Below are 26,335 nucleotides of genomic sequence, written 5' to 3'. Positions count from 1 at the left end.
GGGTTAATAATTTTAAGAAGTAATTGAAGATAATTTCTCTTTATATATTTTTAAATCTTTGAAAAAAATGAGTAGTAAAGCTAAAGAGTTTTTAACACAGCTAAATAAAAACTCTGAATATAATGGGTTTTGGCAAGATTTTCATAAGTATTGTAAGGAATTTGAAGTACCTAATAAAGAATATTTTGTAGAATCATTACCTATATTGTTTGAAAAAATTAAAAATGATGGTGCAAGCTATTCCATATATGAAGCATTAAGGAATTATGCATCAGAAAAACCAAAAGAAGCAATTGAAGTATTAGAATTAATAAGACAAAAAGGAACTTTAGAAACTTTAAATTTTATTGCTTCAATATTTGGTGGATTATCTAAAAGTGAAACTACATACCCTTTTAAAGATGAAATTCTATTTCTTATAAAAAGTTTAGATGAAAATGAAGTTAAAGCAGGCCTTAATGCTGCTTATCAAGTAGTCATAAAAGATAAGCAGGAAGATACAAAATTCTTAAATGACGTTAATAAAAATTTAGTAAGAATTATAGAAAAAGGATTCAACCAAGATTTAGGTATTATTACAAGGTTTTACAATAAGCATATAAATTCTATTGATGATGCAAAGAAAATAATAATACAATTATTAAAGAAAAAAAATATTGAAGTTCAAAGTGAAGTGGCAAGATCTCTAAATGCAGAGTTCAAGTTTGAGGAAGATCCAGAATATTTTAAAAAATGTCTGAATCTTTTAACTTATACTGAATTCGAATATAAAGGTATTTATAGAACAATTAAATATCGTTTAAAAGATACAATTACTAAAAATCCAGATATTATTATTGAGTTTATAAATGAATGGATTTTAAATAATAAAGGTAAAATAAAAAGGATATCTGTTTTAAAAGAAATAATAAATGAACTGTATTCTAATCACCCAAAAATGATAGAAATATTATTTTTAGAGTGGCTAAATTCAGACAATCAATCATACAAAAATGCTTTACATTTTGTTATTAGCAATTTTGAAGATAATATTAGTCCTATTGGGCTTCCTAAAGAATTATTACAAAATTTAGATGAAGAAGATTCTTTATATATTGTTTTTATGATTGTAGGAAATATATTAGATCGGGAATATGCATCTGAAATGCTCTATAATATTCTTGAAGTAAATTATAAAAATGAACGTATAAGAAATCACATTGCAACTCTTTTTGTAAAATATTTAATAATAAACTATTATTCTGTAACTGAAATACTAAAAGAGAAAAGAAAAACTGCTAACAAAATCATAACCTCAATCATAGATCAAATTATTGATGCTTCAGAGAATTATTACAAACAGGTTTCTGAATTAGAAATAATAAATGAGTTTGAACCTTCAGATAAGAGAATGAATTATTTTTTGAAACAACAAAATATTCAAATGCAAAAAATAATGGATGATTCGGAATCTAAAAATAATTCATTTCTAAATATGGTTACTAATATTAATCTCAAAGCTGGTAAATCTTTTTTTTCAAAGCATAGAGGTGAATATTCTCAAGAAGCAGAAATGCAAAACTTCAAAAGTAGTTTTGAAATGCCTCGTGTTCAATCCATAGATGAAATAGGTCAAGAAAAAACAAGATTAATGTGGCAAAATATGAAAAGAAATGAACTTCCTAACTAATGAATATATTTCTCTTTTAAAAGAAGATGGTGAACTTGATGCGCTACTTATTGACATTCTAATAAGCAAAAGTATTACTCCAATATCTAAACCTCAAAAAGGTAGACAGTATGGTGTAGATATAGCTGCAGTAGGAAAAGATAAAGATAATATCGAAAAGATATTTCTTATAACTGTAAAACAAGGAGACATTACAAGGTCAGTTTGGGATTCTGGCCAAAATGCAGTACGTCAATCATTAACAGAAATTTTAGAAACTTATATTTCAATTTCCTTAACTACAGAACAAAGAAAACTCCAAAAAAAAGTAATAGTAGCAACAAACGGTAACTTAAATCAAACAGTTCAAACAAGTTGGGCAAAATATACAGAAAAATATGAAAGTGATGATTTGAAATTTGATTTTTGGGGTATAGATGATATAACCAAGATGGTTTCAGAGAATCTACTTTCAGAAAGATTATTTAATCCAGAAATGCGTTCACTTTTAAAGAAAACATTGGCTTTTCTTGAACTTAAAGACTATGATTTAAACCACTATAATAGATTGGTGGACACAATATTGGACAAGCCAATTAAAACAAAAAAACCGCTACTTAAAAGATTAAAATTACTACGAATATGTTTGAGTATAGTTTTTAAATGGGCAGAAGATAATGGCTACATTAAATCTGCGATATTTGCTGCAGATAAAACTATTTTGAAAGTTTTTGATTGGTTGAGTAATCAAGATCTTTTTAGAGAAAAATATATCAGGTTAGAGTTTTATGAAATACATTTATTGAGACGAAAAATAGGAATATCTTACTTTAATAAGGTAAGCAAACACTATTTTGTGGAACATAGTTTACAACGTTATTCTCGTAATCAGATTGAATATAGTCTAACTGTTTGGGAAGAAATAGGAATTCTTGCTAATATAGGTCTTACAGAAATAAAACATTATCAATATCATTTCAACTCTAAAGATTCTTCTGCAGCTGCTATTTATGAAGAATCTGCTATGACAATTTCTAAAGCACTCTTGTCTTTAATTAACACAAATCCAACATCACATTATCCATTATATGATGACCACATTATAGATATTGAACCTGCTATGAGGTTTTTATACTTTACAGGCCATAAAGAAGAATGTGAGAAATGGTTAAGAATGCTTGTTGTAGGTATTCACGATGCGAAAATATTGAAAGATTTTTTCCCTTTATTTAAAACAAATTATGAAAATCTGGTAGATTATTATATGGGCACTAAAAAGCAGGATGAAAAATCTACTATGCTCCTAACATTATTAGCAGATTGGTCAGCTTTATTAAATAGTAAAGATGCTTATGATGATTTGCAAAACATTTTAAAATTATTTGATAATAAATTAAATCTACAAATTTGGTTTCCAAAATTAGAGACAGAAAAATTTTATTTAAATAATGGTTATAGTAGAGCTTCAGGGAAAGTAAAGCATTCAATTACTCTTTATAAATCTATTGAAGATTATAAAAAAGAAATAATAGAGGAAGTAGTACTTTTTTCAGAAGAAAAGAAGTTTAAAATTATGGATATTAGTTATGATTTAATTTTTTCAATAACAAGTAGATATCATAGAGAGTTACCTTTTCCTTTTATTTGGCGTAGACTTGTCAAAACAGAATAAGGTTATTTTTTAAGGATAATTAATTCCCCACAAACCAAAATCCAGTTTGTTGCAAAAGCACAAAATCTCTGTCTTTTGGTTTGTTCCGCGCGCCAATGCAAGTTTAGCGTTTTAATATTCTATAGGTAGTTGAATTTTAGAGCTTGTTTCATTCGCAAACTCATTACACAACTCTAAAAAGCAACACGTTTTTATTATTTCATAAAACACAAAACTCCCCAAAGCTATCTTTACATAATGCGCAGTTATACTGCTCTTCCACAAAAGTTCCAGGCACTATAACGCCATTATGTAAAATAGCCGCTCTTCCAACGCTCACATCCGTAATTAATAATGAAGTTTGGTTATTTTAACAACATTCAGTCTTTGTTGCATTGTTTTTATAAGTGCTTGTTGGTAGTGTGTAATTAACTTTGATAGAACTAATCAAATTTCAGTTTATAAAAGAAATTCTAAAGCACCTATAAAATCAAGAAAAAGCCAATAAGAGTATATTTTTTTATTTGTAAGAAAATGGGGTAATATTGTTTTCACAAAAGTAAATGCTAATCCAATATTAAAAACAATTTGTAAACGTAGAAACTTATTTACAATAAATACATTTTTAGAGGCATTCACTTTTTACAAAAACAATCAGAAAAATAATACAAAACAAATAAAAAAATACACACTTATTTTCGCTTCTGCCAGCGCACTACGTACTTCGTCTTTAATAATTTTCATTCAATCGCCATTGGGCTAACATTTTTAAAGATTGATAAACTCCACGCTCAACCCCACCTCTGTTTATCAATCTTTAAAAACGATAATATTCGTTGATATTTTTTCCTTATCTCATTCTCCTGCACAAAAATTCTGCTAAATTCATTTAGTTTCTTTATCAAAATTCTTTGTTTGTCTCATTTCGTTAAGTAAAAAATAATTTAAAACCGTTTATTAAAAAAACGCATAAAAAAAGTACACTATTTTTATAATGCACTTTATTTGTTGACCTAATTCCAACATAAAAATTATGTAACTCTACTTTTTCGTTTTAATTTTTAGATTCTGGAATATGTATTTTAAAATAATTGAAACAAAAAAACTTACAATAGCACCAATAACTGCTAAAATTATAGTTGTAGCTACATCTTCAACACCAATATTTACTACAGATGAAAAAAAAGTACCACCAACAATTGCAGATTTAGTATTATCGTCCATTATTTTGTTGAATTTACTTCAATTTCAGAACTATCTTCATCTTTTACAACTGCTTGGCTTACTGCAGTAGCCACAGTTCCAACAACAGTCATATAAGTTGCAATTGTTACAACCAAAGATGGTATTGCAATTGGAGCTGCAATAATTGCGCCTCCAGCTGTAGCCAGGGCAATACCGATATTTCTTAAAATTTTGAAAAACCTTGGTGTTGGCTTTTTATAACGTTCTACTATGTTCATAATTTTGTGATTTAATAGTTAATAAAATAATTTCCTTCCTATCTTTAGCTTGGTAAACCAGAGACAGTAACTTTTGCATAGCACCTTTTGAATAAATACCCTTCCCTATGCCACTTAAATAAGTTACTGGAGCAATACAACCTTCTAAATCTTTTAAAGCATCGTTTGCAGGATGAAATAAAATATAACTTCTGCTTTTTACTGCTTTTAAAATTAAATGATGTTGAAATCGTTTAGAAAAACGGGGCTCAATTTGATATTCTCCTTCTGGAATACAAGAAATATTTCTCTTATTATTTTTCCAGGGCAATTCAATTGTATGACAAAGAAATAAACCAGAGCGAAAGAGAGTACCATTAGTACCCTCTTTAAAATACGCTCTTTGAAGTACTAATTCCATACTTATGGAGTATCAATAGTGACAACTGCTAAAGCATTGTAAGCACCGTTTTTAAGCGCATACATTTGTCCATTTACCTCTTGGTAAAACTCAATCCCTAAAATTTGTACTACAGGCAATGTTGAATTAGCAGTAATAGTAGATGTTAAAGCAATTGGAGCAGTATCAGCTGCAGCATAAGGCAAAATTGCAGTTTCATCATTTTCAAATGTTGAGGTTTCATTTGCAAAATCTAATTCTGCTGCACCCATTACAACTTTAAAATGAGTTGTTCCTGCAGGAGCCGCAATTCTTAAAGTTGGAGAAAAAGCAGCAATATTTAAAGTTGCATCACCAGTAACTCTGTCGAAAGCATTTGTAAATACAGCAAATAAAGTTGCTCCTAATTTACCATTCAAATTGAATTCAAACCTTTCTAATAGGCTTAAATCCCCATCTTGGATGGTTCTTAATCCTCTTTCATTAGTGGTGTCTGTTTTAACAATAGCAACAAGGTCTTTTGTTAATCTACTTACAACACGCTTGTCTTTTGCATTCTGCAAAAGCACACGAATTGCATTTCGTAATACTTTTCCACCTTTTCCTGCTCTTCCAAATTCAGAACCATTTTCACGCGTTCTTTGAAACGCAGGATCATTCTGGATTCTATTTTTATCCACGCCTCCTTTTTCTCGTGCAAGATGTCCATCTCCTGTTTTGTAAAAAGAAATACCTCCGATAGTTCCTTTTAATTTGATAATACCTGTCTGTTTTGCCATAAGATTTTATTTTTAATTAATAAATTCAAATCACGTAACTTTATAGCATAAAGAAAAAAATCAAAATCCGTTTTTGGTCATTCATTCCGATACAACCAAAAAAGTCATTAAAATATTGATAACACTAACGTATTGTCAACATTTTAACAACGCATTATTACCATCATCATATAATTATAGAATATGGCTTAAGTATGGATAAAGCATAGATAGTGTATTATGAATCAAAAAAGAGCTTGCATATACCCAAAGGACATTCAGCGCATTACAGGGCGCAGTGAACGTTATGGGCGAAAGCTTTTAAATGATATAAAAAGCTTTTTGGATAAAGAACCTCATCAATTTATAACAGTACAAGATTTTGCTAATTATACTGGTATTGAGGAAGAAACTATTAATAAATATTTAATAGATTAATCATAATATTTGACGCTATTTGTTTGGTTTTAATGAAGTTAAAATCGTAAATTTGTTTTAGACGTTCAAATAAAACATACTATTTCAATTTAACTATTAGGTCTACAATTCGGTTCACACTGTTTTAGCACTTTTCCTAAAGTATTGATTTTACTGCATAGTGGCGGTTTAGTTATCATCCTGCCACCCCGACTAAAACAAAAAACCTTCAGAAAAGTTCTGAAGGTTTTTTTATTCAAGTACAAGAATATAATAATAACTATTTTATCATAATTTTTTCAATTCCTGCTCCTTTATCAGTTACTGTTTTCACAAAGTAAATTCCATTATTTAATTCTGTTGCATTTATTAAAATATTATTCTTTTTTTCTGTTATATTAATTTTCTTTACAGATTTCCCTAAAATAGAAAACATCTCTATACTTTTAAGTAATTCGTTATTACTTGTCTGAATTGTAAAACTTTTATCCAAAGAAGGGTTTGGGAATATCTTAAATATTGTAGAGTTTAATTTATTAACAGATAATGTACTAGAAAGTTCTACCCAAGTTGGTAATTGTGTACAATCTGTTGCTGTACAGGCTAATTCTGCACTAATACTACTAGACTCGTTAAGAGTTGCTGTGCCACTACCTTCATTAAAATTTAATAAAACAACTGTATTATCATCAGATGTATAATCTGCATCTGCAATATCGGTTTGTAAACTAGTTATAGTTTCTGTGGTCGTTTTTATTCTTACTTTATCTATGTTTGCATTTAAATAGGTACCAGAACCTCCATATGCAACATAAAAATTAGCAGCTTCTGGAGTTGAAGCTAAGGGTAATGCTACTTGATCAGATAATGTTACATCTACTCCGTTAGCGTATAGTTTTACAGAATTTGTAGCAGAACTACATACTACAACTAAATGGTTCCACTCATCAATATTAATTACATTGTCTATAGTATTTACAAAAGTATTTCCTGACGCACTATAATGTGTAAAATAGAATCTTTTATCAGCATCTTTATATAAAGTTAACGCAAATTGATTCCATCTTTTAAGAATAACTCTATTATGAATTTCTGTTGATAATGGTTTTACCCAAACCTCAATAGTATAATCTGAAACTCCATTTAATTTATCTAAAGTATCATCTGTGTCATACTTAATTCTTTGATCTACACCATTAAACTCAAGGGCATAATCTGTTTGTGCATATGTAAAAACATTTGCAAGTAAAATAAAAAATAAGGTAATTTGTAGTTTTGTTTTCATACTGTATTTATTTAAAGAATTAATATTAGTTTTTTATAAATTTTGATTTAATTAATTTCGTGTTTGTTTCAATTTGAATTATATAATATCCATTTTTAAAATTTGAGACATTTATAGCAATCCTATTATTTTGCTTTTCATAGATTATTGTATTTGGTTCTACTAATTTTCCTAAATAATTATATATTGAAATCTTTTTTACTTCTTCTAATAAAGTATTATCTAAATAACAGAATAGAGTATTTGTAGACGGAACTGGATATAATTTTAATTTATTTAATTTTACTTCTGTTGCAACATTTAAAGTTTTAAATTCTAGAGTATCATCTGAACTCATCCAATTTGGCTGATTTGGAGAGGAACGCAACTGAATCGTACTAAAATTACTTGCATCATCTGTTAAATTAATTCCTGTTCCTTCATCTAATGCTAAAAGTATTCTTGTATTACTATCTGCAAAGTATTCTTCTTTTAAATCGGGAATAAAATTAGATGTGTATATAGCATTATCTGTTATTCTAATCTTATCTATTTTGCCATCTAAATAACGACTATAGCTACCCCAATATCTTGCTCCAATGTTTAATGCATTTGATGATGCTGACAAAGAAAAATCACTATCTGTTGAACTATTAATTAAATTACCATTAATAAATAATTTAGTTATGTTTCCTGTTCTAGATACTGCAACATGTACCCAATCTCCGTAACTTAAATTTTCTGTTGAATTATCAGATTGTAATGATGCATTTATATTTCCGGAAGAATCTCGAGATACAAATTTAACAGCATAATCTGCATTTGAATCAGCAATTAAAAACATAGAAAACACTGTTCTTCTATCTAGAATAATTGGATAAGTATCACTTGTTCTTGAATCAATATTTATCCAAGTTTCGATAGTATATGTATTAGAAATATCAAAGTCATTATTTGAATTTTCGTACACAAAGAAAGAATCATTTCCATCAAAATCTAAATAGATGTATTCATATGGAACTACAACATCAATAGGTTCAGAATAGCTATTAGCATAATAATTCCCATCAACTTTAGATCGAACTCTATATTTATATGTACCAGCTGATGGAACTATTCTTGTATATGTGGTATCTGTAATATTATTACTTATAGTAGTGTATGAAGAACCCCCATCTGTACTTTCTTGTAATTCAAAAGCATCCCAATTTATTTTCTCACTTGTTTTCCAATTTAAAGTAAATGTTTTACTAGTTGCTGTTATACTACTTTCTACAAAAGCAGGCTCTGGTAAAAGATCAAAAACTGCAGCACTAACACTAGTATATCCACCAGCACTAAAAGATCCTTGTAATCTATACCAAGCATTACTTGTACCATACCAACCCATATTTAAGTGGTAATAAAATTCATTTTCAGGATTCCCTTCATTATAACGATACCCATCAACAACAGGTGCATGTCCTACTCCACTAGAGGCATCTATTGCAATTGGTACTGGATGTCCATTTTCTAAATTCTCATGCATTCTGGACCAAAAGTTTGACCAGCTAGAATATTGATGATGACCTGAAGACCTAAAATAAGAACCAACTGCAGACGGTATCCTATTAATATTACTTGTGGATCCAGATGATTCATAATCCATATCTAAGGCTGTGGCTGTATGAAAAGAAATATAACCCATCGCTTGCTGTTGAGCTAAAGTAGACGAAACTCCATAATATTCATTTAACATATTATTCCAATTGTAGTTGGCACTAGCAAAATTTGCTGTCCAACTTGTTTGAGAATTTCCAGTAGTATCATAATTTGTATGAGAACCAACACCTGTCTCTGGCCATTTGTAATAATGTAAAATCATACTAAGTGATGTTGCTACACAACCTGGTGAATAATTATTTGGAGTGTAATAATTACCTACATTTATTCCGTTTCCAGAATCATTATAACAATTTACCCCTCCCCAAATACTTGATAAATGAGCTCCATATTGTATTAAATTAGATTTCGCTGAAGTTTTTGCTGCAACTTTAGAACTTGCTTGTTTTAACTTTTCCCAAGATTTATTATTCAATAAAACTTGTTTTTTCTTTTTTAGATTTATTTTTTCTGATAAATTTTTCAACTCCTTTTTTGCGTTATTTTTTATCATTTCTAAAAGAATATTTTCTTTTGAAATTTTATAGTTAAAATTAGATTCAGTTGAATAAGAAATTACTGGTAATAAATTTTTAGAAGTAGAAAAAACTATAAAGCCTTTAGGTTTTAGGTTCACAACGTAAGAAATTACAGAGTTTTTTTCATCTTTTAACTCAAAAACACTTACAGGTTTAATATTATTCTCAAAATTTAAATTTTGTGAGTTTAGAAAACCTAAACCATACTCTAAAAAGTCACTTTTCTTTATCTGCGCTATTATACTAAGCTTTATAAATAAAAAAATAATTGTGGAAATAAGTAGTTTTGCTCTCATAGTTTAAATATTTAGAAATTAATAATGGTTATACTGTTTTAATTATAACTAGACTTTATTTTACAGACTTCACTTCGTTATTCTTAAAACATTCTTTAGCTAATTTTACTTTACTATAACTTTTCTAGTCATACTCAAATTATCTAATGTAATCTGTAATAAATACACTCCACTTTTTACCTTATCTACATCTAATTCCCAAGATCTCATAGACTGTAAACTGGTATTAATTGGCATTTCTCTACCAGCTAAATCATACATTTTAAATTGAATTTTTTCAAAGTTAAAATATTGATTTAATGATATTTGCAAATAGTTATTTATTACCGGATTTGGAAATAATGTAATGGATTTTTTAATTTTGTTTACATCTTCGATAGATAAAGTACCGCTATTTAATTCGTAATTCCATTCTGTATTATTAATATCATTTAGAACGATAACACTGATATTTGATGCTTCATCTTTAAAACGAACTTTATGTATATCTTGAAATGTAAAATAGGATATGGTATTATCATCTAATAAAAAATGATTTTCTTGACTTGGTATAAAATTATCTGAATATCTATCTACTTTAGAGATTCTTAACTGATCGAAATCTGCTTTAATTCTAGAAGAATAACTACCATGATATTTTTCTGCGATATTTAAAGCTTTATTAGAACTGGGTAAATTAAAATTTGAACCTTCATAAAAATCAATTAAAGAACCATTTATAAACAGTTTTGTTTTATTATCTGAGTGTGAAACTGCGACGTGTACCCATTCATTTAATAAAATTGTATTGTTAGAAACTAATGCTTCTCCACTTGAGTAAGATTTATATTTTATTGCAAAATTATTGGCATTTACATCAAAAATTTCTAATCCAAAAACTCCTTCAATGTCTAAAATTGTATTGCCATTTGCATTATTATCTTTTAACCTTAACCAAGTTTCTAATGTATAATCAGCAGTAAAATCTAAATCGTAATTTGGTGTTTGACGTGCATATGCATATTGGCTACCTCCAAAACTAACATAACCATTATAACCACCAGTTACATTATAAGTTTCTATTTCTGACCAAGAATTAGCATAATAATCTCCATCAACTTTAGCTTTTACCCTAAATTGATACATTTTACCAGTTGGATTATTTACATTAAATTCTTTTGAGGTAATTTCTGTTGATACTTCTTCCCAATCTCCATTGTCTACTTTTTGTTCTAACGTAAAAACTTCCCAATTTAATTTATCACTTACTTCCCACTTTACAAGAAAACCATTCCCTGAATCTGATTTAGAAATAGAAGTAATATGTGGATTGGGTAAAACATCAAACATAGCACCTGTAATGGTATTATATCCTCCAGAAGAGGCAGTCCATCCTTGTATGTTGTACCAACCATTAATTCCATTATCATTATACCACCCCCAATTAAGATGATAATAGGGTTTACCATTAATTTCTTTGTACCCATCAACTACAAAAACATGGCCATCTCCTGTTCTACTTGCATCTACAGCTACAGGAACTGGTCTACCTTTCTGCACATTATCATACAATCTGTCCCAAAAACCTGACCAAGTTACATCTTGATAATGCCCAGAAAAACGAAAAAAATTCTGATAAACAAAAGCTGTTTTATTAATATTAGATGTAGATCCTGAAGGCTCATAATCCATTTGTAAAGCAACACCTACATGATAAATTAATTCGCCAACCGCTTTTTGTTGTTGTTCAGTAGATGGCTTATTCATGTATTCATCTAAAATATCATCCCAATTATAATAAGTACTATCAAAAAAAGCTGAGTGCCTTTTTAATTGCCCATTATAATTTTCGGAATAAACGTTATTACCTACTCCTTTGATAGGCCATTTATAATAATTTAAAACTTGCGCCATAGAAATTGCTACGCATCCTGGTGAACTGTTGTTTGGTGTATAGTAATTTGTTGGATAAATTGTTTTTCCATTATCATCTACACAATTAACACCACCCCAAACATCTGTTAAAAAAGGATTTATTTCTTGTGAATACAAAGGTTTAGTTAACAAAAACAAGAGGAATACAAAACCCTTAATTGATAATTGATTTAGACTATTTTTCTTCATCTGTTTATTTTGTTGGTACTGTTGAATCTTCGCTAGTCCAATAAACAGTATTAATTACTTGTATATAATAACTATACACTCCTTTAATTTCTACTTTATCAAAATCTGTAGCAGGCTCAAATGGTGTTAAATTCTCATCTAAATCCATTTGTAATAATGTATTACTATCAACAGCAAATTTTTCATATTGATTAGGAATAAATGCTGTTGGATATCTATCTATATATGAAACTCTAATATTATCAAAAGATCCTTTAAAAAAGTTTATGTTACCACCTCTATACATATAATTAAAATCTAACCAAGTATCATTTACTGGTTGTATCCATAAATCATCTGTACTAGAATCTATTAAAACTCCATTGATATAAAATTTAGCTGTATTATCTGATGAAGAACGAGAAATGGCTATATGTGCCCATTCATCAAAATTTAAATTAATACTAGAATCACTAGAATTCATTGAGCCAAGAGCCAGATTATCATCATCTAATCGATTATATTTTATTGCAAAATCTGCATCTGAATCTTCAACTAAGTACAATTCAAAATTTCTACCTCTTTCCATAATATTTGCTCCGCCTGCTGTTTTACCAGAGATAGAATCTAAACTGCCAATTAATGCATCTGAGTCTACTTTAATCCAAGTTTCATAAGTAAAATCTTCTCCAGACATTGAACTTAAATCTGTACTTGCACCTCCACTAAAAGCGTAAAATCTATCATCTGAAGTATTTGAGCCTGTAAAAGTTGGGTAAGTACGATTAACTCCTTTTACAAAAACGGTATCTACTCTTACAATTATACCTGGATAAACCTCTACAGGATCATCTGAACAAGAAACAAAGATTAGTCCTAAAGAAAAGATGATGATAAGTAATTTAATTATTTTCATATTGTTGTAATTATTTTATGTTATTATTTAAGGTTTGTACCATCCGTTTACAGAAACATCTTCATTTGGTGTTCCAAATTGTGGTGCTATACCTCCAAATGTGTAAAATGATTCTTGGATTACTTCTAATTGTTGTGCTGGCATAGGAAAGTGTAGTAATGAACCATCTTGTAAATTTCCATTTCTTCTCATATCAAAATACTCTATTCCCATCCCTGTTAATGCTAATTCTATAGTTCTTTCGTATGTTATTGCTTTACTAATATCATTTTCATTAACTAACACTTCTGGTAAATTACCTCTGGTTACTCTTGTGCTTGAATTTATTATATCTGCTGCTTCAGACAATCTATTAAGTTTTAATAGTGCTTCTGCTTTAAGCATATCTATCTCTGCTTTTCTCATTAAAATTACGGGTGCAAAAAAGTTTGCATTTATATAATCGTCTAAACGAGAGTATCTATAAGTAGACCACCTGTACATACCTCTTTCTGGCCTGTTATTAGATGCATCATATTCAAAATCTGTTAGAATTCTTTTATCGTTAGAAATTATTTTCCCTTCATGGGGTAAATCATTTACACCACCATCTGGCCAGTTTGCAGGTATTGATTCATCTAATAGATTTACAACTCTCATATCTACTTTACCCCAGTTTGGTCTTGCTAAATAATATTTATACCAAGACATCCATTTTCTATCAGATCCATTTCCATCTCCCTCTACATTAAAATCTTCTGTAATTCCTTTATTAGTATGTTCTAAAACCGAAAGCCAATCTATAGCCTCTGTTTGTTCTTTATTTCTGGCTGAATACACCATTAATCTCGCTATAAAAGAATGCGCGAGTTTAGACATATCTCCACTAGTAAATGCGTTACCATTTATCCAATCTTCTGGTAATACAAAATCATTATTATCAAAAATTTCTATGGATTTTTCTAACTGCTCAATTGCTAAATTTATTGATGCTGCATAATCAGTAACTAGTAAAGTTTCGTAATCTGTATTTTCATCAGATGGAAAAGTTTTATCGTAAACTAAACCTATATAACCATTACCTAAACCTTGCATAAAATGAGAAAAGCCTTTAACCATTGCTGTTTCTGAACCATTTTCTCCTATCTCTAAACCATTTTGAATCGCTAAAACAACATCATTTGCAGTAGTTGTTACACTATACATATAGCGCCAATAATTATTAATTACAGAATGATAGGCATATGAAGGCGAATTATCTAGAAAAACTCTAGGTTCCATACTCATATCTAGAGTACCATAATTAGCCCAAGTAACAGTTCCCCAATCTGCCATTACCCACATTGCAGGACCTGGTGAACCAAAATTATGTTGTTCTTGTATAAACCAAGTATTAAATAAACCAGATGCTAATGCTCTTACACCATCTGCACCTCGTAAAACTTCTTCTCTATTTGGTTCGTTTATATTCTCTACATCTAATTCTGAAGAGCAAGCAATAAAAAACATACTTCCTAAAAAAAGTAAAAAAGTTTTTTTCATGTTATTAATCATATTTTTAAAATTTTAATTCAACAGAAAATGAATAACTACTAAAATTTGGGTATCCGAAATTATCGAATAAGAAACCATCATAACCTGCTTCTGGATCGTAGCCAGAATAATTGGTTATGGTTAACAAATTTCTACCTAAAACCCCAAGTTTTACAGACTCTATATATTTACCAAACTGACCTAAATCTTTCTTATCAAACAAATAAGAAATAGAAGCCTCATTTAATTTTAAGTATGAAGCATCTTCTACCCAAAATCCGTTTAAAGCTTGTGCATCATATAAAGCCTGGTAATAATCTACCGTTTTTTTATTTTCAGGTTTTGTATAAATTTGGTCTATCATTGCATGACGATTGTCACGAACTAAATACTGTGCAGTTGCATTATAAAGATCTCCTCCGTTTTTCCATTGCCAAAGCATATAGGCTGTAAATCCTTTGTATTTAAATGTAGAATTGATTCCTAATCTAAAATTAGGATTAATATCACCTATTTTAACATTTTTTTCGGCTCCATTTTCATCTAAAACAACAAATGGCTTCTCGTCTACTGTACCAACATCTGCTTTATTAACTACAACTCCATCTCTATTTACTATATAGTTGGTTATATCATCATCACTAGCTAATTGTTCAGACATTTGGTCTAAGGTTCTAACAAAATCTACCCCATACATACTTCCATAAACTTCACCTTCACGTATTTTAAATGCACTTCTTGGTCCTGTGCTATATTCAGGAATATTTAATTTTGTTATTTCTTGTCTTGTTCTATCGTATGTTAGAGTTAAATCCCAAGAAAATTGATCATTTGAGATAATTTTAGAGTTTAGCATTGCTTCGAAAGTATTGCTTTCTAATTCACCTCCATTTAACCATTGATATGGATAACCACCTGCGTGTACAGGTAAAGGAGCCAATAAATATTGATCTGTTACTTTTGTATTAGAGTAAGTTGCTACAAAATTAAATCTCTTAAAAAAAGAAGATTCTATACCAATTTCTAACTCACTAGAACGTGATGGTTTTAAATATTTATTACCTAAAGTGCTTTTTGTAAAAGAACCATCATTTACATTAAAAGTTTCGTATTGCGAAGAAAATGAAGGCCTTAACCCAGATGTACCATAAGCAGCTCTTAACTTTAACTCTTCTACATTTTTAATCTTAATATCTTCTGTTAAACGATAAGCTCCTGAAACACGAAAATAATTTTGCCACCTTTCTTCTTCTCCAAATAAAGAAGAACCATCTATTCTAAATAAACCATCTAAAATATATCTGTTTTTATAAACAAAAGATGCAATAGCAAAATAGTTAATTGCTTTTTGATCTGTTTGATAATCTGTAGCATCTATATTTTCTTGAGGTATGTATTTTAGAGATGGAATACCTGGTAAAGTAAACCCAGTACCAGAAGATGTTAAACTATTAAAATGATTGTTCTCGTATAAATAACTTAATTTACCGTTAAAAGCTAAATCATTCCATTTTTTATTAAAACTAAAAGTAGCTCGTAAACTATTGTTATCGATTTTAGAGCGATATTTATTTAAAGAACCTTCTGAGTATTGTGGACTTATAATAGAATTATTATTAGTTTCTTCTGATAATAAATCTATAATTGTACCTTTTGGTATATAATCTGTACTCTGATAATCTTGAGATTCTATTGCAAAAGATCCTTCGAATTTTAACCAATCTGCTATTTTCCATTCTAAACTGTAAGAACCTAAAAATCTTGTTTTTTCTGAGTCGCTTTCTTTAACCCATAAATCGTATAATGGATTTGCAAATTGAGTATTCCATTGATTTGGATAAAAATTATATTTTTGACCATCTACATTGTTCGAAAATAAATCTACATCAGGATCTGTCATTAAAACTTCGAAAAAGGCTTGTGTACCACCACCTAAAAAATCATTAGAAGTTTTAATAAAATTATTACTTGCAGAAATCTTAATATTATCAGAAATTCTATGATCAATATTCATTCTAACACTTTGTCTTTCGTAACCTTCTGTTTCAATAACAACACCTTTGTTTTGGTTATTTTCGAATGAAAGAAAAATACTCGTATTATTTACCCTGTGACCAACACCTGCATAGTTGGTTAAATATTGCCCATTAGTAAACATTTGTTTCTGTAAATCGTTATTTACTCTATAAGGCATATCTTGATAATGATCTTCTTTCTCTACTCTATTACCAATAATATTAGGATCCCAACCTGTTACATAATCAGAAGGATAATCTACAAAGTAATATTGTGTATATGTAGTTTGGTCTAACCAATCTGGAGAAAGTTGATAATGATGAGATGTTGATAAATCTAAGTATTTAGTAACTTGTTGTATACCAACTTCATTTCTGATGGTTACAGAGGTAGTGCCATCTTTTAAATTTCCGGCTCTTTTTGATGTAACTACAACAACACCATTTGCTGCTCTAGATCCATACAAAGAAGAAGCAGAAGCACCTTTTACAACCTCTATAGATTCTATATCATCTATATTAATATCTGCTAAAGAACCTTGAAGTATAACACCATCAACCAAAATCATAGGGCTATTATTACCTGTAAGATTCGTAGATCCTCTTAAAACAATATTAGAACTACCACCAGGAGAACCACTAAAAGAAGTTACTGTAACTCCAGGTACTTTACCTGCTAAAGAAGCTGATACTGATGTTTGCGGAACTTCATTAAATTTATCTTCATTTAATTTAGATACTGAAACCGACATTAATTTTCTTTTTGTTCCAGAAGCAACACCAGCTATTATGACTTCTTCTAACATATTGTTTTCTAGTTCTAAAACAACATCAAAATAAGATTTATCACCAACTAATAATTCTTTATTTTTAAATCCTAAAAAAGAAAATACTAAAACATCTTTAGCGTTAACTTTTAAGGTAAATTTTCCTTCTACATCTGTAATTGTTCCTTTACTTGTGTTCTTTATCAAAACATTTACATCTTGTAAAGGGTAACCTAAATCGTCTTTAACAATACCAGAAATTGTTTTATTTAACTGTTTTGTATTTTTTCTGATAAGAATATCGTTCCCTTTTATGGTATACTCTAAAGACAGATTTTTAAAAGCTATATTTAATATTTTAGAAACAGGGGCTTTAGTTACACTCAGTTCTATTTTATAATTTAGTTCTTCTAAATCGCTATTATAAAAGAAATCATACTCTGTTTTTTCTGTAATTAAATTAAATAATTCTTTAATTGTTAATTCTTGATTTACAGTTAATGTAGAGTCCTTAAATTTTTCATAACCAAAGGTGTTAAAGGAATTAGAAAATATTGAAATAGCAATTAAAAGTTGTACTGCAACTCGCATTACTTTTTTACTACTTATTATAAAAATATGTTTATTCATAAGTTATCTTTTTTTGTCTTTAATTGAAAAAACTTGTTTGCGTAAATAAGTGTATTTTATTTCTCTAAATCTTTGGTTAACTTTACTTTTTTACCTTCAATAGAATAACTTATACCTTTTGTATACTTAAGCATTTGTAAAAAATGATTCAGGTCGTTTTCTTTTTTCAAGGTTCCCGTAAATTTAAAATCTAATAATTCTTCGCCTTCAAACTCAAACTCCTTATTAAACCATCTGTTTAATCTTGGTATTAGTTTTTCTAATTTTTCATTTCTAAAAATAAAAACGCCAGATGTCCAAGCAACTACATTTTGCACATCTGTATTTTCTACAATTATCTTATTTTGATTATGATATAATTTGGCCTGATTGCCTGGCTCTATAATTTTACTTTCTCCTTGAGGATTAGAAACTTGTATAGAACCTTCTACCAATGTTGTACTAGTAAAATTATTTTCTTTGTAATTAGAAACATTAAATTCTGTACCTAAAACTTTAATTTCTAAATCTGAAGAATTTACCAAGAAAGGGCGTTCTTTATTATGAGCTACACTAAAAAAAGCTTCTCCATTTAAGTTAACTTTTCTTTCTTTAGATAAAGTAGAATTGTTAAAAGTAAATTCTGAATCTGAATTTAATTCCACTTCTGTACCATCTATCATAGAAACATGGTAATTTTTACTTTTCGGTACATAAATAGTATAATCTACCTCTATTGCTTTACTTACATTATCTGTAGATACAAAAGATATTTTATCAGAATTTACATTTACTAAAATTCCGTTTTCCATTAACCATTTACTATTGGTATTATCTTTTATTTTATAAAACTTATTGCTAGGTGTTTTAATTAATATTTCTGAAGAATTAAAGTCTGAAGTAGCTAGATATTTATCAAAAGATTTTTTTGACAACTTATTTACAACAACATTACCTAAAGTAAAAAGTAAAATAAAAATTGCTGCATATTTTAATACATTTCTAAAAACAACATATTTCGATTTTTTTGCAATTTTCTCTTTCTTAGATTTTTCTAGTAATCGAATATATTGTTCTTGTATAAACTCTGCAGACAAATTAGTATCATCTATATGTAACGCAAATACTTTTTTTAAGATAGAAATTGCTTTTTCAAAATTAGCTTTTCCTTCTGCGTTTAATTGCTTTTTATATTCTTGCCAATTGTCGTTGCCATTTTTTTCGTTCGATTTAATCCAAAGAATAAAATCATCATTATTTAACAATTCGTCAATCTTAAAATTTTGATTATTTAACATACTTTTCGTTATGATTTATAAGTACAAGTAAAACTTTACCATTTTGTACTATAAGAAAAGTGTTAAAATTTAAATTTTCTTATTTTTTATTCATCTTAAACATAAAAAAAAGAGAAATAATCTATTAAAACAGACATTTCTCTTCATTATCAAGAATTGAATAATTGTTGATTTTAAGGGATATTTATAATAGATCCAAAGAAAATAGCATTCATAAATAGTTTATTTGTTCCATACCAAGCTCCTCTAAAATTAGGGTTATCAGCAAACATTACAACTCTTCCTTTACCTATTTGATTCACAATTATTGATGCCGATTTTGTAAGATAATTATCTAAATTCTCTTTGGTAACATAACCATCTATATGTGGGTTTTTTGTGTACTTTGCTACAGTAGAAAATTTATTTTTACTTGGCGCCAACCAAACTCTATTATTTTTATAAATAGGTAATTCTCTGTTATGATATCCATAACCAATAGGATGTGTGGTATCTAAATCTACTTTAAAAATTGCACCACCTATGCTATTTCTTCCTAAATGTTCTCTAGATTCTCCATAATTTAATCGTACTAAAGAATCTTTAGTACTATTTTTATGAACCACCAATTTTTCTTTAACCAATTTATTTCTAATTGCCCAAGAACTTGCTGTACGTATAGTAATTAACGTATTACCATGGGCTACCCAGTCTTTAAGTTTTTGTCTACTTTTTTCATTTAACAAATTATAATAACCAGAAACCATGATAATAACATTATACTTTCTTAAATCTGTTCTATAAAAAATTCTTTCTGGAACTTTACTAATTGGCATTTGCATTCTTTGTTCTAATAAATGCCAAACTTCACCAGCCTCGTAAGCAGAAACACCTCCTTCTACTAACATCATTGCTTTTGGTTTTTCTAAAGTTATAAAATTAGAACTTCCTAAATCTATACCCTGTAAGCTAAACCCAGTTTTTACAGCGTTTACATTTATATTATATTTTTCTGATGCCTCTTTTAAAATAGTATATAAAGATTCTTCTGAGATATTCTGAATACCTACAGCAACTAACAAACTACCTCTTTCTAATTGTTGTGATGAATTCTTTACACTTACTTTAAAAGGTTTGGTGGCAGTTTTTACAATTACCCCTTTATTATGCAGATAATTTAATAAAGCAGGAGCATAATAATCATCCCAAGAAATTAAATATGCATAATTACTTCTAGTAAATTTTTCTAATGTTATTTTATTTGTTTTTAATGTAAGCTCACTCTTATATTGTGGTGTTTTTTTAAGTGGACTATATTTCATATTATAAAAATTAGCCAAAGACCAAGAAGATGCATCATAAAAAACACTATCTCTATATTTATTATAGGTTTCAAACATAGTTCTAACCATTAAATATTGAGCTTGTTTTGTAGGCACAAAATAAGATTTGTCTTTTCTGTATTTTTTATTTTCTACAGTAATATCATCCTCTAAATCATAAACTTTAATCTTATGTTTTAACAATAAGTCTATAAAAGATTTATTTCTGTTTTTATCATAATCATCACCAAAAACATAGCCTTTTATTTTACTTTCTGATGCTTTATCTATAGATGATCTAAAGAAATTATTTTGATATGAATACAACAATTCTTTATTAGAAATGGCAGCTTTTATGGTAGAAAAACTTGTAACAAACTGATTTCTAATTGTAAATTTAAAAGTAATGTTTCCTGTTGGCGTTTCTTGCACATGACCTCTAGAACTTGCTTGTTCAAATAATAATGATAAAGAACCTTGTAAATCGCCATAAGTAGAACCATAACCAGGATAAGTAGCATCATATTTTTCTTTAGTAAAATACAAGGATTTAATTTTATCTAAATCTGCAGTAAAAAATTTTGCAAAAGCATCATTTAAAACTGTGTAATTTTCTTTTGGTGTAACTGGCGTTAAAGATGCAGAAAGTTGTTTTGGCTCAAAGAAAAAAGTACTATTAGTACCCATTTCATGAAAATCTGTTACTACATTTGGATACCATTCATGATACCATTTTAACTTTGCATTACTTTCGGGCTGAACTGCTAACAGCAAATCTCTATTTAAATCGAACCAATAATGATTTGTTCTACCTCTTGGCCAAGCTTCATTATGTTCTATATCATATTTATCTGCAATTAACGGACTACCTCTAAAAGTATTTACCCAATTGGTATGTCTATCTCTACCATCAGGATTTATTAATGGATCTAAAAAAATAACAGCCTCTTTAAGATATTCTTTTACTTTAGGATGTTCTGATGCTAATAATACATAAGCTGTTAATAAAGCAGCTTCTGTACCTGAAGGCTCATTACCATGAACATTATAACCTAAGTTGATAAAAATAGGTAAATCAGAAAAATCTTGTATATCTACATCTTTATGAACAACTTGTAGATGCTTTTCTTTTAAATCTTCTAAATTCTTAAGGTTTTTTTCTGAGGATATTACTAAATTAATTAGTTTCCTATTTTCATTTGTTTTTCCATAAGGCTGTAAAATTGCATTATTAGATACTTCTGATAGTTTGGTTATATATGCAACTACTAAATCGTGCCTGGTATGATAATCTCCAATAGCATATTCTAAGAACTCTTCTGGACTTGGAATATTTTTATTAAAAGGAGCGTATTCTTTATAAAAATAACTTTGAGAAAAAGAAAAATAAGAAAAAAAGAATGTAAAAATTACTAATAGCGTACGAGTATTTGTCATATAGAAATTCATTAAGAAGTTTGTCTTTATATTTAAAAACCTTGGTTATTGTTTTTAAGAGCAAACTAAATTTAAATTGTACTATATGAAATATGTTAATTTTAAAGAAAATTATTTTGACAATAAAAAAAACAAAATTTCTATAAAATTACTTCCTAATTTTCTTAATTTTTTAATAGCTCCTGCCAAAACATTTCTAACAGTCTGATATTTAACATCTAATAATTCTGATATTTCAAAATTATTAAAGCCTTGAAAATATTTTAAATAAATTAATTCCTTTTCTCTCGGACTTAATTTTTCTATAAGTAATTTTAATTCGTTCAAAACCTTTTCTTTATCTGTATCATCTTCTTGATAAGCAACTGTGCCATCTATAAGATCAAATTCTATTTTTTTAGATTTCTTTACTTTATAAATTTGATTTCTTAAACTTTTAAATAAATAAGCTTTAACATTAGTAATTTCTGATATAGAATCTTTATAATGAATAATATTTAAAAAAGTATCATGAACACAATCTGTAACCTCATTAGAATCAATATATCTAAGACCAAAATTATACATCATTTGATAATGAAAATTATAAATTTTACGAAAAGCAATCATATCACCTTTCAAAAATAACTTCCATAAATCTTCTTGTGTATCTAAATTAGAGGTTTTTTTAAAACTCATTTTTAAAGTTTAATTTAAAGTTATCTTTAAATTTATTTAATGCTAACATACAAAAATGTCCTAGATACGTTGTCAGGTAATTATATAATTTTGAATATTACATTAATTTAACATTATTGTTAATTTAATAAAAATAATAAGCTATTTAATTGTAATTTTCGAAGTCGTGTTGCTATACCGTTTTTAAATTATATTACTATTTAAAAAGTAATAATTTGGGTAGATACTTACCTCCCAAAAAAACAAAAACTTAATTTTTACTTTCTTGTTGAATTTCTAAAAACTAAATCTGTATCTAAAACCACTTATTTATGAGCATATGTATTTTTTTGCTTTAATTTCTTTATAGAGTAATTTAAAAGCCTTTTTACCCATTTCAAATCCAGGTTGATTTATAGTGGTTAAAGATGGAGAAATTACAGAAGCCATAAACCAATTACATTTATTTGTTCTGGTACTTTTATGCCTTGATTATTAAATTCTGATATGGAGCCAATGGCTACTAAATCTGTATTAATAAATATTCCATCAACGCTGGTATGATTTTTAAAAGTTTATTAGCTTAAAATTTTCCTTCTTCAAAACTCATATTATTTAAGAGGTATACCAAATTGGGGTCATAAATTATATTATTATCATTTAAAGGCTGTTGTAACCTAAAAAACATTCAATTGAATTTTTAGGTAATAATGGCCCTCTAAAATGTGCAATTCTTTTACAACCAATTTCTATTAAATATTGTGTTGCTTTTTAAGCTGCCTTTCTATAGTCAATTATAACTTTAGCTATTTTATCAAACATTACTATAGGTGTTTCTTGATTTAATACTTCAGATATATGTTTATAATCAGCAGTACCATTTGCTAAAGAATGAATTTCCTGAAATAGGTTGACTAAAAATAAATTACAGTGACTTATGAAAACACAAAATGCATACTAGTGAAAAAACTTACCTAAAAGCAACTTTAGATCTCCAATAATTGGTTGTTATCAAATTTAAAACGGTCTTATCTTAACAAACTTTACAAGTAAAAAATATGAGAATAATACGCTACTGGATTTGAAGGTATTGAACCTTAGAGCAACAATAAAAGGGTATAATTAAACTAGATGAAATTAAAAAACTAAAAGAACATAATATTAGAAAGAACTTGAGTTTAAAAAAAGAGTTTTTGCAAATATTGAACTCATTACAGGTGTAGATATTTCCAAAAAATATTAACAAAACAGGTTTAACTAGAAAAGAAAAATAGTTAAACAACAAAAAACTCATCAGAATAGTAAAATAATTTCGAAAAAGATCAACTTATAACAATATAAAACATACTTTATTTAAAATAGATTGTAATATTCTGTTACAGCATTTCTTTTCTTCTTATTTTAATTCTCATAGCGCCTTCAATAGGTTTTTCTGAAACTAAAATTAGATATCCAGCACCTCCAGCACCTGCTAATTTCCAAGCAAGGGCTTTTTCTTTATATTTATCAATTTCATTTAAAATTCTATCATTAACCATTGATGGAAACATTTTAACTTGAGCATTAAAGGATTTTAAAAAGCTATCAGCAAACCCTTCTAAGTCCTTCTCTTTTATAGAATTCCAAACATTATCAGCTGCAGTTGTAAGAGATTTTACATTTTCCTCATTGATAAAAGTGTCAGATAGTAAATCTAATCCTTTTTCTCTAGGCCATAAAAGAACCATAGAAATATGTTCTTCTAACCATTTTAATGTGGTTTCATCTTGAATAGATTCAAATTTTGTAGGCCAAAATCCATCATTATAATAATGCCTTGTTAATCCAGGCATACAAATACCAATAGCATCTTGTGCTCCAGATATCATTGTAGAACCTGGTGTATTTTCAAATTTAAAAAGTATTTCAGCAAGTTTTTCTGGCTTTTCTAAAGGCAAATAATAAGGCCATATTTTTTTTGCAGCATTTCTGGTTGATGTAGACATTCCACATCGTTCATTATATTCTACTATTGGCTCTAAAGAAACAGTAATAGCCCAACCTGGATGGTATTTAGAAACATATGGTTGATCTATCCAAGTTCCTCCTAAATCAATTCTATATGGTAAAGTACAATTTCCACCAGTTCTTATAGCTGTTGTTGATCGTTCAGGAAGACCAGTATCTGGAATTCTCTTTAACTTTTTTAATTCAATATTTAATTCCTGACACAATTCTTCTTTCTTCGGAGAATAGCCATCTTCATTAACAACAAAAAAATCTGGTTTTAATTTTATAAGATCTTCTTTAAAATCTAAAATCCCAGAACCTGAATTTACGAATGCCTGTTTTACATGCTTTATGGCATTAATCATATAAATTCTCTCTTGCTCAGAATTTATAGTTTGTCTTCCTTTCAATTCTGAAATTGTGCTGTCAGAACCAATACCTACATACAAATCTCCATATTTAGATGCTTCTTTGAAAAATGCGATATGACCACTATGAAGCATATCAAAACAACCAGAAACAAATACTTTCTTTTTCATTTTTACTTATTTCAATAAATGTTTAGGTAAATCTTCAACTCTCTCACAACATAATTGCTCCATAACTTGCTGTAATTCTGTTTTTAAAAGAGATATGGTATGATCTCCACCTTTTTTACCAAGAGCAGCAGCTCCATACATAAAAGATCTTCCCATAAATGTAAATTTCGCTCCACTTGCTAATGCTCTAGCAACATCTGGTCCAGAACGAATTCCACTATCCATCATTACTTCTATTTGGTCACCATATTTTTCTGCAATAGAAGTTAATGGTTTAATTGATGATTCTCCTGCATCTAATTGTCTTCCTCCATGATTAGAAACAATTATTCCATCTAAACCTAAACGTATTGCTTTTTCTGCATCTTGATGACATGCAACACCTTTTAAAACAATTTTACCTTTCCACATTTCACGAATTGGTTTAATTTTTTCTTCATCTAACCTTCCAGAAAAAGTTTGATCCATAAATTTACCTAATTGTTTTAAATCTAAATTTTTAGGCATATATGGTAGTAAATTCGCAAAATTTGGGATTCCATGTTTTAAAGTTTGTAAACTCCAATGAGGTCTTCCAAAAGCTTGTAAAATATTAGTTAGGTTCATTTTTGGAGGCATTGCCAATCCATTTCTGATATCTCTTGGTCTAAATCCAAAACTTGGCACATCACATAAAATAACTAAAACAGGGCACTCTGCAGCTTCAGCTCTCTTTAAAATATCATCTCTTAAACTATCTTCAGCTGGATGATACAATTGAAACCAAGCTTTCCCTTCAGTTATTTCACTTGCACGTTCTATACTAGTAGTAGTAACTGTACTTAAAATAAAAGGAATATTTTGTTCAAAAGCAGCTTTTGCCAGAATTTCTGGAGAATTTGGCCACATTAAACCTTGTAATCCTACTGGAGCAATTCCAAAAGGCGCATCATACTCAATGCCAAATAATTTAGTTTTTTGGTTAGCTCCATTAAATTTTCTTAAGTATTGAGGTACCAATTGTACATCTCTTAATTCTGATGTATTTCTGTGCAGATTAACATCTTCATTACAACCACCATCTAAATATTCAAAAGCAAATTTTGGTATTTTTTTTTGTGCTTTTTTCCTTAGATCATCTATAGATGGGTATTTGGTATTAAAATTTAATGCCATTT

The 26,335-nt window shown here is 28.4% G+C and carries 19 protein-coding genes; 3 read left to right on the top strand and 16 right to left on the bottom strand.

What is annotated here, in order from left to right; all coding sequences use genetic code 11:
* Window positions 1-67 precede the first annotated feature (67 nt).
* Both KO506_RS15740 and KO506_RS15735 read left to right on the top strand, forming a co-directional pair.
* Window positions 68-1,669 (top strand): hypothetical protein, encoded by a 1,602-nt coding sequence (locus tag KO506_RS15740; protein ID WP_215995882.1) that lies wholly within the window; start codon window positions 68-70, stop codon window positions 1,667-1,669.
* Window positions 1,653-3,320, top strand: a complete 1,668-nt coding sequence (locus tag KO506_RS15735) for a hypothetical protein (RefSeq protein ID WP_215995881.1) — start codon at window positions 1,653-1,655, stop codon at window positions 3,318-3,320. The genes KO506_RS15740 and KO506_RS15735 overlap by 17 nt, the downstream gene beginning before the upstream one ends.
* 1,020 nt (window positions 3,321-4,340) lie before the next feature.
* Here KO506_RS15735 and KO506_RS15730 read toward each other — a convergent pair.
* Genes KO506_RS15730 through KO506_RS15715 form a run of 4 tightly spaced genes read right to left on the bottom strand, consistent with a single transcriptional unit; the run spans window position 4,341 to window position 5,920 of the window.
* The gene (locus tag KO506_RS15730; protein WP_215995880.1) at window positions 4,341-4,523 is read right to left on the bottom strand and encodes a hypothetical protein; all 183 of its coding nucleotides are present in this window, start codon (window positions 4,521-4,523) and stop codon (window positions 4,341-4,343) included.
* A complete protein-coding gene (locus tag KO506_RS15725; RefSeq protein WP_215995879.1) occupies window positions 4,523-4,762 on the bottom strand; it encodes a hypothetical protein in 240 nt (79 codons plus the stop codon). The genes KO506_RS15730 and KO506_RS15725 overlap by 1 nt, the downstream gene beginning before the upstream one ends.
* Window positions 4,740-5,162, bottom strand: a complete 423-nt coding sequence (locus tag KO506_RS15720) for a DUF5675 family protein (RefSeq protein ID WP_215995878.1) — start codon at window positions 5,160-5,162, stop codon at window positions 4,740-4,742. The genes KO506_RS15725 and KO506_RS15720 overlap by 23 nt, the downstream gene beginning before the upstream one ends.
* Window positions 5,163-5,164: 2 nt before the next feature.
* On the bottom strand, window positions 5,165-5,920 hold the full coding sequence (locus KO506_RS15715) for a hypothetical protein (protein ID WP_215995877.1): 756 nt from the start codon (window positions 5,918-5,920) through the stop codon (window positions 5,165-5,167).
* Between the two features lie 219 nt (window positions 5,921-6,139).
* Here KO506_RS15715 and KO506_RS15710 point away from each other — a divergent pair, with 219 nt between their 5' ends.
* Entirely contained in the window at window positions 6,140-6,337 is a 198-nt protein-coding gene (locus KO506_RS15710) for a hypothetical protein (protein WP_215995876.1), read from the top strand.
* Window positions 6,338-6,596: 259 nt separating this feature from the next.
* Here the strand turns inward: KO506_RS15710 and KO506_RS15705 are convergent, their stop codons facing one another.
* The 12 genes from KO506_RS15705 to KO506_RS15650 form a co-directional block, all read right to left on the bottom strand.
* The gene (locus KO506_RS15705) at window positions 6,597-7,601 is read right to left on the bottom strand and encodes a LamG-like jellyroll fold domain-containing protein (RefSeq protein WP_215995875.1); all 1,005 of its coding nucleotides are present in this window, start codon (window positions 7,599-7,601) and stop codon (window positions 6,597-6,599) included.
* A gap of 25 nt (window positions 7,602-7,626) precedes the next feature.
* Complete coding sequence (locus tag KO506_RS15700) at window positions 7,627-10,056, bottom strand: C10 family peptidase (protein WP_215995874.1); 2,430 nt, start codon at window positions 10,054-10,056, stop codon at window positions 7,627-7,629.
* A gap of 105 nt (window positions 10,057-10,161) precedes the next feature.
* Window positions 10,162-12,159, bottom strand: coding sequence for a C10 family peptidase (locus tag KO506_RS15695; protein WP_215995873.1), 1,998 nt, complete (start codon window positions 12,157-12,159; stop codon window positions 10,162-10,164).
* Window positions 12,160-12,163: 4 nt separating this feature from the next.
* Complete coding sequence (locus KO506_RS15690) at window positions 12,164-13,054, bottom strand: LamG domain-containing protein (RefSeq protein ID WP_215995872.1); 891 nt, start codon at window positions 13,052-13,054, stop codon at window positions 12,164-12,166.
* A 27-nt stretch (window positions 13,055-13,081) separates the two neighbouring features.
* A complete protein-coding gene (locus tag KO506_RS15685; RefSeq protein ID WP_215995871.1) occupies window positions 13,082-14,575 on the bottom strand; it encodes a RagB/SusD family nutrient uptake outer membrane protein in 1,494 nt (497 codons plus the stop codon).
* 16 nt (window positions 14,576-14,591) lie between these two features.
* A complete protein-coding gene (locus KO506_RS15680; protein ID WP_215995870.1) occupies window positions 14,592-17,978 on the bottom strand; it encodes a SusC/RagA family TonB-linked outer membrane protein in 3,387 nt (1,128 codons plus the stop codon).
* Between the two features lie 56 nt (window positions 17,979-18,034).
* Entirely contained in the window at window positions 18,035-19,255 is a 1,221-nt protein-coding gene (locus KO506_RS15675; protein ID WP_215995869.1) for a FecR family protein, read from the bottom strand.
* Between the two features lie 173 nt (window positions 19,256-19,428).
* Complete coding sequence (locus tag KO506_RS15670) at window positions 19,429-21,993, bottom strand: M14 family zinc carboxypeptidase (RefSeq protein ID WP_215995868.1); 2,565 nt, start codon at window positions 21,991-21,993, stop codon at window positions 19,429-19,431.
* A gap of 111 nt (window positions 21,994-22,104) precedes the next feature.
* The gene (locus KO506_RS15665; RefSeq protein WP_215995867.1) at window positions 22,105-22,671 is read right to left on the bottom strand and encodes an RNA polymerase sigma factor; all 567 of its coding nucleotides are present in this window, start codon (window positions 22,669-22,671) and stop codon (window positions 22,105-22,107) included.
* A gap of 416 nt (window positions 22,672-23,087) precedes the next feature.
* Window positions 23,088-23,159, bottom strand: coding sequence for a hypothetical protein (locus KO506_RS17125; protein WP_303437133.1), 72 nt, complete (start codon window positions 23,157-23,159; stop codon window positions 23,088-23,090).
* An 867-nt stretch (window positions 23,160-24,026) separates the two neighbouring features.
* Window positions 24,027-25,178: an adenylyltransferase/cytidyltransferase family protein gene (locus KO506_RS15655; protein WP_215995866.1), complete on the bottom strand. Its 1,152-nt coding sequence runs from the start codon at window positions 25,176-25,178 to the stop codon at window positions 24,027-24,029.
* 6 nt (window positions 25,179-25,184) lie between these two features.
* Window positions 25,185-26,333 carry an alpha-hydroxy acid oxidase gene (locus tag KO506_RS15650; protein WP_215995865.1) on the bottom strand — a complete coding sequence of 383 codons (1,149 nt, stop codon included), beginning with the start codon at window positions 26,331-26,333 and terminating at the stop codon, window positions 25,185-25,187.
* Window positions 26,334-26,335 lie beyond the last annotated feature (2 nt).

The organism is Polaribacter vadi (assembly GCF_018861005.1).
In the GTDB taxonomy this organism is placed as follows: Bacteria; Bacteroidota; Bacteroidia; order Flavobacteriales; family Flavobacteriaceae; genus Polaribacter; species Polaribacter vadi_A.
The sequence above is the reverse complement of the archived record's forward strand: the minus strand, read 5'-3'. Positions and strand labels throughout refer to the sequence as shown.